General features: G+C 60.0%; 10 protein-coding genes. 5 read left to right on the top strand and 5 right to left on the bottom strand.

Annotated elements, in window-relative coordinates; all coding sequences use genetic code 11:
• Positions 1 to 40: 40 nt before the first annotated feature.
• Both M1D97_RS00445 and M1D97_RS00440 read left to right on the top strand, forming a co-directional pair.
• Positions 41 to 790 carry a glutathione S-transferase family protein gene (locus M1D97_RS00445; protein WP_456268774.1) on the top strand — a complete coding sequence of 250 codons (750 nt, stop codon included), beginning with the start codon at positions 41 to 43 and terminating at the stop codon, positions 788 to 790.
• A gap of 128 nt (positions 791 to 918) precedes the next feature.
• Positions 919 to 3,417, top strand: coding sequence for a membrane-bound PQQ-dependent dehydrogenase, glucose/quinate/shikimate family (locus tag M1D97_RS00440; protein ID WP_456268773.1), 2,499 nt, complete (start codon positions 919 to 921; stop codon positions 3,415 to 3,417).
• A gap of 236 nt (positions 3,418 to 3,653) precedes the next feature.
• Here the strand turns inward: M1D97_RS00440 and M1D97_RS00435 are convergent, their stop codons facing one another.
• The 4 genes from M1D97_RS00435 to M1D97_RS00420 all read right to left on the bottom strand — a co-directional run bounded on the left by M1D97_RS00435 (position 3,654) and on the right by M1D97_RS00420 (position 11,119).
• Entirely contained in the window at positions 3,654 to 6,806 is a 3,153-nt protein-coding gene (locus tag M1D97_RS00435; RefSeq protein WP_456268772.1) for a type I restriction endonuclease subunit R, read from the bottom strand.
• A 143-nt stretch (positions 6,807 to 6,949) separates the two neighbouring features.
• A complete protein-coding gene (locus M1D97_RS00430; protein ID WP_456268771.1) occupies positions 6,950 to 7,915 on the bottom strand; it encodes an Abi family protein in 966 nt (321 codons plus the stop codon).
• Positions 7,912 to 9,408: a restriction endonuclease subunit S gene (locus M1D97_RS00425; RefSeq protein ID WP_456268770.1), complete on the bottom strand. Its 1,497-nt coding sequence runs from the start codon at positions 9,406 to 9,408 to the stop codon at positions 7,912 to 7,914. Before M1D97_RS00425 ends, M1D97_RS00430 begins: the two co-directional genes overlap by 4 nt.
• Positions 9,398 to 11,119, bottom strand: a complete 1,722-nt coding sequence (locus tag M1D97_RS00420) for a class I SAM-dependent DNA methyltransferase (protein ID WP_456268769.1) — start codon at positions 11,117 to 11,119, stop codon at positions 9,398 to 9,400. The genes M1D97_RS00425 and M1D97_RS00420 overlap by 11 nt, the downstream gene beginning before the upstream one ends.
• 157 nt (positions 11,120 to 11,276) lie before the next feature.
• On the opposite strand from M1D97_RS00420, the gene M1D97_RS00415 reads away from it, so the two are divergent.
• A complete protein-coding gene (locus M1D97_RS00415; RefSeq protein WP_456268768.1) occupies positions 11,277 to 11,459 on the top strand; it encodes a hypothetical protein in 183 nt (60 codons plus the stop codon).
• A gap of 19 nt (positions 11,460 to 11,478) precedes the next feature.
• Here M1D97_RS00415 and dcm read toward each other — a convergent pair whose 3' ends face one another.
• Complete coding sequence (dcm, locus tag M1D97_RS00410) at positions 11,479 to 12,888, bottom strand: DNA (cytosine-5-)-methyltransferase (protein ID WP_456268767.1); 1,410 nt, start codon at positions 12,886 to 12,888, stop codon at positions 11,479 to 11,481.
• 216 nt (positions 12,889 to 13,104) lie between these two features.
• Here dcm and M1D97_RS00405 point away from each other — a divergent pair, with 216 nt between their 5' ends.
• Both M1D97_RS00405 and M1D97_RS00400 read left to right on the top strand, forming a co-directional pair.
• Complete coding sequence (locus tag M1D97_RS00405; RefSeq protein WP_456268766.1) at positions 13,105 to 13,713, top strand: inorganic diphosphatase; 609 nt, start codon at positions 13,105 to 13,107, stop codon at positions 13,711 to 13,713.
• A gap of 274 nt (positions 13,714 to 13,987) precedes the next feature.
• Positions 13,988 to 14,977, top strand: coding sequence for an ABC transporter substrate-binding protein (locus tag M1D97_RS00400; protein WP_456268765.1), 990 nt, complete (start codon positions 13,988 to 13,990; stop codon positions 14,975 to 14,977).
• Position 14,978: the final 1 nt, after the last annotated feature.

The following is a 14,978-nucleotide window of genomic DNA, read 5'->3' as shown; positions in this document are numbered from 1 at the left end:
CTGTGCCAGACTCAAGCAAACTCCCTTCAAGTGACATCTCATGCCCACGACCCTCTACGCCCACCGCCTCTCCCAGCCCTCGCGCGCCGCGGAAATCCTCCTTCGCGAGCTGGGCGTCGATTACGACTTCCACGAGGTCGACTTCGCCGGCGGGGAGACCCACACCAACTGGTTTACCGCCCTCAACCCCTTCCAGACCGTGCCCGCCCTGGTGGTCGACAACGATGGCGATGAAAAGCCGCTCACTCTGGCCGAGAGCCAGGCGATCATGATCCATCTGTGTCGTACCGCCGCGGATCGGGATACCGCGCAGCGCTGGTATCCCGGGGAGCAGGACGTTACCCGCAGCGCGAAGATCGATCAGTGGCTGGCCTGGCACCACGGCAACCTGCGCCGCTTCGACATGTTCCACCACATCATGAACCTGCATCAGACCCTGCCGATGCTCAAGCGCGAGATTCAGGCCACGCTGCTCGAGCCATTGCAGGCAGGGCTCAAGCCGGGTTTGGCCACGCTGGAGAGGCATTTCGAAAATCAGCAGGGCAGCGATCATCCCCCGACGCTGCTGGGCGACGGACACCCCACCATCGCTGATCTCGCCATGGGCTGTGAGCTCTACCAGATCCGCGCGGTCGGCTACCGCTTTGACGGCTTCCCGCAGGTGGACGCCTGGCTTGCGGGGCTGGCCGAACGAGCGCATTTCCAAGCCGTGAGTGAGGAGGTCGAAGAGCTGGGACAGGAGATTCGGGAGCAGAGCGGGGCGTATCTGGCGCTGGCGGCGTTCGGGTGAACAGCCCTCGGATTCGCACTTTGATCCAATGTATTTTTATTGGAAATGCGACCAGGCTGTGCTGACGGGCAAGCCATTAAGCCACAAACAAGCTTTCCCGAATAACGACAAATGCGAGGGAGAGCGACATGGCAACATCTTCAGGGAAGGAAGGCCGGCGTGATATCGCGCTGATGCTGGTCGGCGCGCTGGTGGCGCTGGTCGGTCTGGTTTTAACGATAGGGGGCGCCTGGCTGGCGATTGTCGGCGGCTCCTGGTATTACCTGCTGGCCGGCATCGGCATGCTGCTGGCCGGCGGGCTTCTGGCCATGCAGCGCCGCGCCGGGGTGCTGGTGTACGCCGTGGTCTTTATCGGCTCGCTGATCTGGGCGGCCTGGGAGTCCGGTCTCGACTACTGGCGCTGGATCCCGCGCATGGACGTGGTGCTGATCCTTGGCATTCTGGTCGCGCTGGTGGCGTACAAGACGTCTGCCGGTGTGTCCCGACGCGCCTCGTTGGTCACCGCCGGCGGGCTGACGCTGGTGCTGGCCGGCGCCGGGGCACTGGCCTTTCTACCGCACAACTTCACCCATTCCGGTAATGTCCCTGACCCGCAGTCGGCCTCGCTGACTACCGATGTCGGCAGCGCCCAGCCGGCGGACCAGCCGGCGCGCGGCGACTGGAGCGCCTACGGCGGGGACAACGCCGCCACCCGCTTTACCGCGCTGGATCAGATTACCCCCGACAACGTCGACCAGCTCGAACAGGCCTGGACCTATCGCACCGGCGATCTGCTCGAGCATCGCTGGGGTGCTGAAACCACACCATTAAAGGTCGGCAATGACGTTTTTCTGTGTACGTCCCGCAATATCCTGATCTCGCTGGACGCCGCCAGCGGCGAGGAGCGCTGGCGCTTTGATCCGCAGGTCTCGGACGACGCCATCCCCTATACCGCCGCCTGCCGCGGGGTGACGTACTATCAGGTGCCGGACAGTGCCTCGGCGCCCAGCGACAATGATGCCGACGAGACAGGTGCCAGCACCATGGCCGGCAATGATGTTGTTGCCAACACCTCAAGCGACAGCGCCGCGCAGCAGTGCCAGGCGCGCATCTTCTCGGGCACGCTGGATGGTCGCATCATTGCCGTGGATGCCGAGACCGGCAGCCCCTGCACCGAGTTCGGCGACAACGGCCAGGTCGATATCAAGCAGAACATGGGCGAGACCCCGCCGGGCTATGTGTCGATCAACTCGGCGCCGGTCATCGTCAATGACGTGCTGGTCACCGGCCACCAGGTGCTGGACGGCCAGCGCCGCTATCCGCCCTCCGGTGTGATCAAGGGCTATGACGCCGTCACCGGCGAACTCGAGTGGGCCTGGGATGCCGGTCGCCCGGATCGCAGCGAGCCGCTCAGCGGTGACGAGACCTACGTGCGCGGCTCGCCCAACATGTGGACCACGGCCGTGGGCGACAACAAGCTGGGGCTGGTCTATCTGCCGATGGCCAACTCGGCGGCGGACTACTGGAGCAGCTCGCGCACGCCGGCCGAAAACGAATGGGCCAGTTCGCTGGTGGCACTGGATGTGAATACCGGCCTGCCGACGTGGAAGTTCCAGACCGCCCACAAGGATGTCTGGGACTACGACCCCGGCTCCCAGCCGACGCTGATCGACTTCCCTACCGACAACGGCAGCGTGCCGGCGGTGGTCATGCCCACCAAACAGGGCGGCATCTACGTGTTTGATCGACGCAATGGCGAACTGCTCGGCGGCGGTGCCGAGGAGCGCCCGGTGCCGCAGGGCGGTGTTGAACCCGAGCAGCGCTCGAAAACCCAGCCCTATTCGCTCTATCACACCCTGGAACAGCCCGAGCTGACCGAGCGCGACATGTGGGGCATGTCACCCTTTGATCAGATGTTCTGTCGCATCCAGTTCCAGAACGCCAGCTACGAGGGCATGTACACGCCACCCACCACCGATCAGCACTGGATCGAATACACCGGCTACAACGGCGGCTCGGACTGGGGCAGCATCGCGATCGACCCGGAGCGCGGCGTGCTGATCGCCAACTACAACGACATGCCCAACTACAACATCCTCGTGCCGCGCGAGAAGGCCAACGAGTACGGCTGGAAGCCGCGTGAAGAGATGGCCAGTGACGACGGCGGTGCCGAAGGCGCGGGCGACCCGCAGGCCAACACGCCCTACGCAGTCAACGTCAACGCCGGCTGGCGCGTGCCCTTCACCGGCCTGCTCTGCAAGCAGCCGCCCTATGGCCACATTCGCGCCGTGGACGTGGCCTCCGGCAACACGCTGTGGGACCGCCCGCTGGGCACCGCCCGTGCCAACGGCCCCTGGGGCATCCGCTCAGGATTGCCGATTGATATCGGCACGCCCAACAACGGCGGCTCGGCGGTCACGGCCGGCGGCCTGATCTTCATCGCCGCGGCCACCGACGACCTGATTCGGGCCATCGATATCGAAAGCGGCGAAACGCTGTGGAGCGCGCCGCTGCCGGCGGGCGGTCAGGCCAACCCGCTGGTGTATGAAGCCAACGGTCGCGAGTACCTGATGATTGTCGCCACCGGCCACCACTTCATGGAAACGCCGTCGGGGGACTACGTGCTCACCTATGCGCTGCCGGAGTGAATCGTCAAAAGGAAAGGCAAGTCATTGAGAGATAAAGCGCCCTGCGGGGCGCTTTTTTCGCGCGAACCGGGCAGCAGAAAGCAGCAGGAGCTCAGCGAACACAAGACTGAACGGACGTTGATTTCAGAATCAAAAGCATCCAATCTTCGAGATGGACTGGGAGTACCCGGTCGGCGTTATAACCCCGGTGAGTTGCACCGGGGTTTTTCGCTATCTGGAGATGCGAATAATTTCGCCTACCGACTCCAATGATTGGACAGCAGCTCCGCCTGCCTGAGAATCAGCTCAATGACCTCCGGCGACTTGTCCGGCGGATACTTGTAACGCTGCAGCGTCCGGCGCACCAGAATGCGCAGTTTGGCGCGCACGCTTTCGCGCACCTGCCAATCAACGGTGGTGGAGCTGCGAAGCTTGTTGGTCACTTCAACCGCCAGTGCCCGTAACTGATCATCACCCAGCTCGCGCACCGCGCTTTCATTGGTAATCAGGGCGTCGTAAAAAGCGATCTCGTCGGGGGTCAGGCCGAGCGCCTCGTCACGTTCCATATCGGCCTTGAACTGTTTGGCCATCTCAATCAGCTCTTCGATCACCTGCGCCGTTTCAATGCCGCGATTGTTGTACTTGCGAAGCGTCTCCTGCAGGCGGTCCGAGTATTTTTTCTCCTGCACGGCGTTGGTGCGCGTTTTGGCCTTGATGTCGTCCTTGAGCAATTTTTCCAATAGCTCGACGGCCAGATTGCGATGCGGCATCTGGCGCACGTCCTCGAGAAACTCATCGGAAAGCAGACCGATATTGGGCTTGTCGAGGCCGCAGAGTGCGAAGACATCGGTCACGTCTTCCGCTTTCACAGCGTTATCGAGAATCTGCTTGAGCGCCGAGTTTCTCTGCTCTTCACTCAGCGAGCGGTGTGTACTTGTGTGCTTGACCAGCGCCGCCTTGATCGCCGAGAGAAATGCGACCTCCTTGTGTAACGCTTTGGCTTCATCCAGCGTGCTGCACAGCGAATAAGCCTTGTTGAGCTGCAGCACGGTATCGAGAAAACGCTTCTTGCCATTATCCAGACTCAGGATATAGTTGGCCGCTGACGGCAGCAGTTTGTGCGGCGCCTCTTCAAAGCCGCTGTAGTCGAAGCCCTCGCGGTTGGCGCCCTTGGCAAACATGCCGTGGATGATATCGAGCTTCTCTTCAAACACCGCGAAGGCTTCTTCGGCGCTGTAGGTGGGCTGGCCCCTGCCGCGGGCGTCGGTGTAGGTCTTGAGGGCGTTTTTCAGCTCGTTGGCGATGCCGATGTAGTCCACCACCAGCCCGCCGGGCTTGTCCTTGAATACCCGGTTCACCCGGGCGATGGCCTGCATCAGGTTGTGGCCCTTCATGGGCTTGTCAACGTACATGGTATGGCAGCACGGCGCGTCGAAGCCGGTCAGCCACATGTCGCGCACAATCACCAGCTTGAGCGGGTCCGCCGGGTTCTTGAAGCGCTTTTCCAGCCGTTTTTTGGTTTTCTTGTTATAGATATGAGGGGTCAGCAGCGTACTGTCGGCCGCCGAGCCGGTCATGATGACCTTGATCGCGCCCTTTTCCGGGTCGTCGTCGTGCCAATCGGGGCGGAGCTTGACGATTTCGTTGTAGAGCTGCGCACAAATGCTGCGGCTCATGGCGACGATCATTGCCTTGCCCTCGACAATCTCGTTGCGCGTCTCGAAGTGCTCGACGAGGTCCGCCGCGATGCGCTGCAAACGTGGCTCGGTGCCCATCAGCTTTTCGAGGCGGCTCCACTCGCCCTTGGTGCGCTCCCGCGCGCCGGTATCCTCTTCGTCCTCGATGACCTCGTCGACCTGCTCGGAGAGCCGGTTGATTTCCTCGCGGTTGATATCGAGCCGGGCCAGGCGCGACTCGTAGAAGATCGGCACGGTGGCGCCATCGTCCACGGCGTCCTGAATGTCGTAGATCGAGACGTAATCGCCGAAGACGGCGCGGGTGTCCTTGTCTTCATTGGCAATCGGCGTGCCGGTAAAGCCGATGAACGAGGCATTGGGCAGCGCATCGCGCATGTGCTTGGCAAAGCCGAACTGGTAGGTGCCATCCTGCTTGAGTGTGGCTTTCAGGCCGTACTGGCTGCGGTGGGCCTCATCCGAGATCACCACGATGTTGTGGCGGCCGTTGAGAATCGGGTGGCCGTGCTCGTCGTCCAGCAGGGCGAACTTCTGCACCGTGGTGAAGATAATGCCGCCGGACTCGCGCTCGGCGAGCTTCTGGCGCAGGCTCTCGCGGTCCTCGGCCTGGATCGGGTCCTGCTTGAGCAGGTTGCGGGCGCTGCTGAAGGTGGTGAAGAGCTGACCATCGAGGTCGTTACGGTCGGTCACCACGATCAGCGTCGGGTTGTGCATCGCCGGTTGCTGCACCAGCTTACCCGCGTAGCACACCATCGAGATGCTCTTGCCCGAGCCCTGGGTGTGCCACACCACCCCGGCCTTCTTGCTGCCGGGGATGACCTCATCGCCGTAGGTGGCGCGTTTCTCGCCCACGCCCGCCGCAGGCTCCTCGGCGGCAATTACGGTCGCCTTTACCGCCTCGCGCACGGCGTGGAACTGGTGATACCCGGCGATCTTCTTGATCACCCGCTCGGCGTCGGTCTCGAACAGCACGAAGGAGCGCAGATAATCGAGAAACAAGCCTCGGTCGAAAAAGCCCCGCACCAGGGTTTCGAGCTGCCACTCCAGCAGCGGCTTGTCATCTTCATCCTTGATGGTGCGCCACGGCATGAAGCGCTCCTGATCCGCCGTCAGCGACCCCACCCGTGCGGTGTAGCCATCACTGATGACGAGCGCTTCGTTGGTGACGAACAGATCAGGGATTTCCGTTTTGTAGGTCTGTAGCTGATTGAACGCGCCAGTGACATCGGCGGTTTCGCTGCTCGGGCTTTTCAGCTCGATCACCGCCAGCGGCAGGCCGTTGACGAAACAGACGATATCCGGGCGGCGGGGCTGCTTGCTGCCCTGAATCGTGAACTGATTGATGGCGCGAAAGCGGTTGACCTCGACGTGCTCGAAATCGATCAGGAAAGCGTGGTCATAAATGACCTCGTCGTTGCGCTTGTACCGCACCGGCACGCCGTCGAGCAGCCACTGATGGAAGGACCGGTTACTGAGCACGAGATCAGGACTCTGGGGTTTGCTGACCTGCGCCACGGCCTGCTGAACGGCGTCATCGGGCAGCTGCGGATTAAGCCGGGTGATGGCCTTTTCAAGATCACCGGATAGCAGGATCTGATGGTAATCATCGCGCTCGGGCGTGGCGCCATCGTGGGCGATGTCCGGTCCGTGGGCGGTTTCCCAGCCGGTATCGCCAAACCACTCGAGACACAGCTGCTCCAGTTGATCTTCGGTCATCCCCACTCCCTTGCCACCTGCTGAAATCGTCAATACTCGTTGACACGTTTTGTGTCATCGCTATACTTCACCGTAATACGCCCGGCGCCTCTTCACAGTTCACTGTGTACGCGCCGGTTCTCGTTTTTGCCTTCCTGTCTTGCTCATCTCCAGAGCGCCCACGACTGCCAGTCGTCGATCACACCAGCGTCTCGAAGCGTGACCGCACCGGACGCCGTCTGTGGAAAATCTTCCATGAGCGCACGAAAGCGCTGATGCCACTGCGAGTTCGGGCAAATGATCCGCATCAGTTTCTGCATCAGGCAGAAATAGAAAAAGGGCCGCGCATTATTCAACGCCTGCCAATAGGCGTTATCGGCAAGCAGGGCGGAGCGCTCCAGCACGTTGATGTTCCAGAGGCGGCTGTGATGCGCTGATACGTTGCGGATAAAGTTCAGACTTCGTAGCCATTCGGCCAGCGTGTGGCCATCCTTCGCGCCATATTTGGCAGCGATGCGATCCTGATCCGGTTGTTTCATGCCGGCATAGAGCTTCGACATCATGCCGAAATCCCACACCTCGACCGCCACCCAGATCGGTAACCGGCCATACTTGCCAAGATAATGCGCGACGAAAGGCTCGCGGCGGGCACGGTGCAAATGCTGATGATATTTTTCCAGCCACAGTTGATGTTGCGTCCTGCCCTTGCCATACCCCTTTTTCAGCAGCTGCTTACTGAAATGGCCATGCAGACAGTCAGGGTTTTCGTGGGCATGAATGTCCTGCTCACCCAGCAGGTGCGCGATATCCACCCGCAGTGCCATTTCGATGCGCTCGAGGGCATCGAGTGCCAGCAGGCGCAGCTTCTTGTCGAACACGTAGAGATCGACCACCTCACGGAAATGGCTATCGGACACGAAGGCATTAAGACGACGCTTCACCAGCCGGCCATCGTCACCCTGTGAGCGTTCCAACTGCCGAAACGGATACCAATACCCGCTGAGCCGGTAGTAGCCGATGCGTGCCAGATAGCTCAGTGCCGCCGCACGATCATCGACCTGAAGACCGCGCTCTTCAAGAATCGCGAGCTGCGCCTCAAACGATTTCCACGGTTTGGGCGCTGGGGTCACGCCGTGGCCTCCGCGTGTGTTTCTTCGGCTTCCGAGGGCATCAGCTCGCCGGAGAGAAGTTTGGGGAGGAGAGAGTCACGCATTTGGGACAACGTTAGAGACTCAAGGCGCATATCAATTTGTTTTTCAAACATATTATCAATCGCCTTGCCTATTGAGAGGTACTTGGCGTCGGGTACTGCACAAAAGGCTTGTTTAAGATGCTCCCGTTTTATGTGCCCCATTGTCACAGCCTTATCTGCTGCAATCCGCTGAAACTCTTCTAGATGATGTCGGGTAAAATGAAAATATAGCCACTTGGGATATATGCTAGAAGTGACCTTGAACAAATGCTGATTGAGCGCAGCTCTTCCTCCACACCAAGTATCAACTATTAACGATCCGGACCAAGAAAAGACCACATCCCCGTTATCAATAATGCATTCGGGGTTGATATTGGGAGAAGCTTTTTCCTCGCCATCTGCATACCCCTTTTTGAGCTGGGATATTTTAACTACTGGCAAATAATCATCTTCATTCTCGGGTCTGAATTTCTGAAGTGCCAAACCATTTTGATATTTAGCGATTTGATCTAGAGACAGGCAATTCCACCCCTCCGGAATTTCCCCCAGCTCACTGTCCTGCATCGCCGATGGAAACAGCGCGGCGGTTTCATACAGCTCGTGATAACGCTCGGGGTCTTCTGCGCGAATTGCGTCGAGCTGCGCCGCCGTCTTGCCAGCAATCGCCTGCATGGCGGCGCGGTTCATGATCGTTTCCAGATCATTTACCGCCGGTTGTTCGCCAAACTCGGCGGCGTAGCAGACGGGGGATGCGGATTCATTCTCCGGCTGGAGCGCCTGCCAGCGCTTACGCGCGGCGATCTTGGCCTTGACCGGCTCGAAATCGACAAACCAGCTTTTGAACAGGGCCTGCGCCATCTGTTCGAGAGTTTGATTGATTTGCCGGTTTAGTTGAATTTTGGCATCTAAAGTGCCAAGTACATTTGCAATACTTTTCTGTACATAAAGGGGAGGTAACGGAATCTCTATAGCTTTAAGAGAAGAAAGCGGTTGTCCGATACCAGGAGTTCCTACTTGTGATGAGTTCTTTAGAAGCTCATGCCTTCCATGTGAACTTTTAAAAAAATAATAAACAAATTTCGGTTCAACTTTTTCTGTATCACATGTGAGCTTCATTAAACTAGTAGAAAGCAGATAACGTTGATCGTTTTCAACTATACCAACTTCCCCAATTGCTCCACGATGCGGAAAAACCAAGTCGCCGCGATAAGCATTGCATGAAGCAAGCTCATTCGCCTTCTCTTCGCTTACATAGACAAGGCTGTTAATAAAGTCAGGTCCGGAACCGAGATTAGTACCTCTGATTACAGCTACACCCGAGTCAACATAGCAATCACTTTTCATTCTTGAACCGAATGGCCCTATAGATATCGCGTTTTTTTTATCAGATTTTATTTCGTCAACAGTAACGATTGGCCACTCAGAGCTCATAACCCAGCCCCCCAAGATTTCGCTTGATTTCTGCTTCCAGCCGGTCGTTTTCCTCGAACTGCTCTTTCAACTGCGCTGTCAGCCGCGCCATCTTGTCCGCAAAGGGTTCGTCGTCCTCTTCCTGCGCGGCGGCCCCCACGTAGCGCCCCGGCGTCAGCACGAAGTCGTGTTTTTCGATGATGGCGAGATCGGCAGAGGCACAGAAACCGGGCACGTTTTCAAAGGCGTCGGTGCGCTGCCAATCATGGAAAGTCTTGACGATTTTGGCGATGTCTTCTTTATCATCGAACACGCGCAGCACGCGGTCTGCCATATGACCGAGCTGGCGGGCGTCGATAAAGAGCACTTCGCCTTTACGCCGACGTTTTTCGACGCCGTTGGGGGAGAGGCCGCCGGTCTTGTCGCGGGTCAAGAACCAGATGCAGGCGGGAATCTGGGTGTTGGTGAAGAGCTGGCCCGGCAGGGCGACGATGCACTCGACCAGATCCTTCTCGACCAAACGGCGGCGAATGTCGCCCTCGCCGCCGCTGTTGGAGCTCATCGAGCCGTTGGCCAGCAGCAGCGCCATGCTGCCCACGGGGGCAAGGTGATGCAGCATGTGCTGCAGCCAGGCGAAGTTGGCGTTGCCCTTGGGCGGGGTGCCGTACTGCCAGCGCACGTCCTCGGCCAGCGACTCGTGCCACCAGTCCTTGACGTTGAACGGCGGGTTGGCCATCACGAAATCGGCGCGCAGGTCAGGGTGCTGGTCATCAAGGAAGCTGTCGGCGTTTTTCTGGCCGAATTTGAAGTCGATGCCGCGAATGGCCATGTTCATGGCAGCCAACCGCCAGGTGGTGGGGTTGGACTCCTGCCCGTAAATCGAGACGTGCTTTTTCTGCTCGGCGGGGTCGTAGTGGTGCTCGCGGGCGTGCTCTTCGATGAACTTGTCGGATGAGACAAAAAAACCGCCGGAGCCCATCGCCGGGTCATACACCCGGCCCTTGTAGGGTTCCAGCATTTCGACGATCAGCGAAACGATGCTCTTGGGCGTGTAGTACTGCCCGCCCTGCTTGCCTTCGGCGAGGGCAAACTGGCCGAGGAAGTACTCGTAAACGTGGCCGAGAATGTCCTTGCTGCGCAGGTTAAGCGGCTCGCCATTGAGGGTCGGCTGGGTAAAAGAGGTATCCGAGAAGGAGTTGATCAGCCCGATCAGCTTGTCGTTATCGACCTGAAAGCGGCTGATGCCTTCCAGCACGCCCTTGAACTTGTCGTTGCTTTTTTCGATGGCATCCAGCGCGTTGTCGATCAGCCAGCCCACCGAGCGCAGGCGCACGTCTTCGCCTTTATTATCCTGCCAGAGCACCGAACCGGTGGGCAGGGCGGCTTTCTCTTTCAACGTGCTCCAACGCGCCTCCTTCGGCACCCAGAACACGTTGGCCTCGCGGTAGTAGTCGAGGATTTCCAGCTCGTCTTCGAGCGCCTGTTCGTACTCGGCGTCGCTGTCGAAATCACCACGCGGCAGGTAGTAGATGTTGTCGTCGGCGTCATCCTTGAACAACGCCAGCAGCTCGCGCTGACGCTCCTCGAACGCATCGGAGACGTATTTCAGAAAGATCAGCCCCAGCACTACGTGCTTGTAGTTGGCGGCGTCGAGGTTGTTGCGCAGCTTGTCGGCGGCTTTCCAGAGCTTGTCTTCAAGCGCGGTTAGAAACTGGTGTTCGGTGGTAGCCACTGTGACTCCTGGAAAAAGTATTCGGCTATAAGCTGGCAGAATCATAACGATTTGATTCTGGGCCTATACATTCGTTGGTGTTCATTTAACGCTGTTTATTCGGGGCTCCGCAACTCGGCTCAAACGCGATAGGCAAAGCCTGTTTCCGGATAGCGATATGAGCGATTGGATGACTGAAAAGAACCTGCACCACGATGACGGGATTATTGACGGTACCGGCGATGAGGCAGGTACTGTCGATAGAGCAACGGCTCGGCAAGCATCCCGGCCTGAACCGGGATCAGCGGAATCGGTAGACGACCGAGTCAGCGCCGCTATTTCATTTTTCCATCAAAATTAAAATAAGGCGGCGCACTATTTTAACTTTCTGCTAGTGCCGCCTCAGTGCTTTTCCTTTTTGCCCTCAACACCCTCGGCTTCATCATTTCCGCCACGGCCTGAAACACCGGCACGACCACCGAGTTGCCGAACTGGCGGTAGGCTTGGGTGTCCGACACCGGAATCACGAAGCGCCGTTCGCCGGGCGCATCAAAGCCCATCAGCCGCGCGCATTCGTGCGGCGTCAGACGTCGCGGGCGGTTTTTCAGATTGTCGGGGGCGTCAAAGGCCAGCGCCTCATCAAAGCCGCGGTCGACGAGGATCTCCGAGCCGTCCTTGTGATAGCGCGCCGACAGCGTGCGGGCGGTGTCTTCGGCGCGAGTCAGGCCGAAGCCGAAGCCGTTGCCTTTCTCCCGGTGCTTGCGGGCGTACTGGTAGAGATAATTCCAGAGCTTCGGTGTGAGCACATACTTATCGTCGACCTCTTTATCCAGCAGCTCGCCGAAGGTGGGCCGGTGCGCGGGGAAGTATTCACTGATGTCGCGCAGGGTGAAGCCATTATGCACGTTTAAATCGCGGCGAAAGCCGACCAGTACGATGCGCTCGCGGTGCTGGGGCACGAAGTGGCGGGCGTCGATCACTTTCGGATCACGGCCCTTCGGCGCGTCCACATCGGCGACGTCATAGCCCAGCTCATCGAGTGCCTCGCAGATGACGCGGAAGGTCTTGCCCCCGTCGTGGCTCTTGAGGTTCTTGACGTTTTCCAGCACGAACGCGGGCGGCCGGCGCGCGGCGATGATGCGGGCCACGTCGAAAAAAAGCGTGCCCTGGGCGTCGCACTCAAAGCCGTGCTTGCGCCCCAGCGCGTTTTTCTTGGAGACGCCGGCCAGCGAGAAGGGCTGGCACGGAAAGCCCGCCAGCAGCACGTCGTGTTCGGGGATCTGCTCGCGAATGTGGGCGTAGGCGGTCTCTTCATCGACGTCGTCGCGCGCGGAGAGCGTCACATCGCGAATGTCTTCGTTGAAGCGGTGGGTCTGCGGGTCGCAGTAGTGGTTCGCCTTGTAGGTGCGCACCGCGTATTTGTTCCACTCGGAAGTGAACACACACTCACCGCCAACCGCCTCAAAACCCTGACGAATGCCGCCGATGCCGGCGAACAGATCGATAAAGGTGAAATCAGCCTTGCCCTGACGATGGGGCGGCGCGGGCAGCAGGGTGATCAGCACCCGGCGTTCGGCATCGCTCAGCGGTGTCTGACTACCCCGTTTGAGGTGGCGCGCCAGCGCCTCGCGGGTCCAGTGAGCGCTTACTCCGGAAAGCTTTCTGGCCACCACACTGCGATCGAAGATTTCCAGCACCCGCGCCAGCAACGCGTCATCGTTTAGCGCGTCATAGGGGCAGGCACCGGTCGGGGCGCGTTCGGTCTCGAGTTCCGGGGAAGGCAGGGTCATGGGCGCTCGCGAATAGGCAGGGTTCGATCGGCGCCCATTGTAAGTCGTCGGCGACCCCGGCCACCAGGGCGCCGCACCGGATTTCGGGCTCAGCCGCTGCCCGGCGCCGCGCTGCCGGGCCATCACATGGCGCACGCGCAAGGCACTGTCATCGCCGTGACATGACCCTGTTTCAATCTGGACGGCCCTTTATCCTGTCGATCCGGAGTCATGACCATGCCCGCACCACGCCGTCTTGCCGCTGCGCTTTTGACCGTCACGGCGCTTGCTACCCCGTTACTGGCCCAGGCCGCCGGCGGTCTGGCCGACATTCCCCAGCCCGAGGGCGCACCGGAGACCATTTTGATGGTCAACGAGATCCCGGCGGGCAGCGCCATCAAGTACGAGCTGGACGAGGCGGGTCATGTGATCGTCGATCGCTTTCTGTCCATGCCGATGGCCTATCCGGCCAACTACGGCTCGATCCCGAGTTCGCTGGGCGGCGATGGTGATCCGCTGGATGTGATGGCGTTTACGCGCACGCCGATCGTGCCGGGGGCCATCATGGCCGTGCGCCCGATCGGCATGCTGCGCATGGTTGATGGCGGCGAGGCCGACGACAAGATCATCGCCGTGCCCACCCATGCCGTGGACCCCAGCTGGGATGAGGTCCAGAGCGTTGATGACCTGCCGGCCATGGAGCGCGCGCGACTCGAGGGCTTTTTCCGCGTCTACAAGCAGCTGCCGGAGGGCGACGAGCGCATCGAGCTCAAGGGCTTTGCCCCGGTCAGTGAGGCCCATGACATGCTGCAGAAGGCACTGGACAACTATTCGTCGTCATCCTGATCATACCAGGCCGATACCGAAACGCCCGCGTTCGAAAAGCGCGGGCGTTTTAGTGAGCAGACATCTGCTCAGGAAAGGCTCTGCGCTTCAATAATGAGCGACATATTGCTCAAATGGCCCCCTTGATCTGACCATCGGGCTGATGCTTCGCAATGCCGTGCTGCGTGAGCGCCTGTTGAACCGTTCCTGACGCACCGCCCCCGTCACACACCTGTCATGTTGCCCGGCGACGATACCAGGACGTGTTCCCGTTCATCTGCCGATACTCCTGCCCATGGCCGTCACCGCTTTCGCCCGTCGCTACGCCATCCTGACTGCCGTTGTCGGCATGCTGGTCGCACCGCTGTCCGGTGCCGAATCGCTGATGCTCTACACCAGCCAGCCCAACACCGATGCCCAGCAGACGGTGGATGCCTTTGAGGCGGCTCATCCGGACATCGACGTGCAGTGGGTGCGCGATGGCACCACGCGCCTGATGACCCGTCTGGAAGCCGAGCGCAGTGCCGGACAGCACCGCGCCGACGTGCTGCTGGTGGCCGATGCGGTGAGTCTCGAGAACCTGCGCCAGCAGGACCTGCTGGCGAGCTATCAGCCCGCGGCGCTGGATCACTATCCGGACGCGCTGTACGACCCCGAGGGCCACTACTTCGGCACCAAGCAGATCGCCACCGGCATTGTTTATCACCAGCGCGCGGCCGAGCAGCCGCAGCGCTGGCATGACCTGACCGAGCCGGCATACGAGGGCCAGGTGGCGATGCCCAGCCCGCTCTATTCCGGTGCGGCGCTGATCCATCTGGACAGCATGGTAAGTGATGAGCGCTTTGGCTGGGACTATTATCAGGCGCTGGCTGACAACGGGGTAATGCCCAACGGCGGCAACGGCGGGGTGCTCAAGCAGGTCGCCGCCGGTACCAAACCCTATGGGGTGATGGTCGATTTCATGGCCCTGCGTGAGAAGGCGAAAGGCTCGCCGATCGAGTTCGTCTATCCCGAGGAGGGGGTAAGCGTGGTCACCGAGCCGGTGGCGATCATGAAGGCGACTCAAAATATTGATGCCGCACAACAATTTGTCGATTTTCTGCTCTCGAAGGCGGGCCAGGAGCTGATCCGCGAGCAGGGTTATCTGCCGGCGCGCGATGACGTCGACGCCCCCGACGGCTATCCCGAGCGTGACCGGATCAAGGCGCTGCCCTTTTCGGCCCCCCGGGCGCTGGAGCAGGCCGAAGCGGAAAAGGCGCGCTTCGCCGATATCTTCTCGTCCTGAT

This window comes from Kushneria sp. AK178 (genome assembly GCF_053903105.1).
Note: the sequence above shows the minus strand (reverse complement) of the source record. Positions and strands in the feature narration are given on the sequence as shown.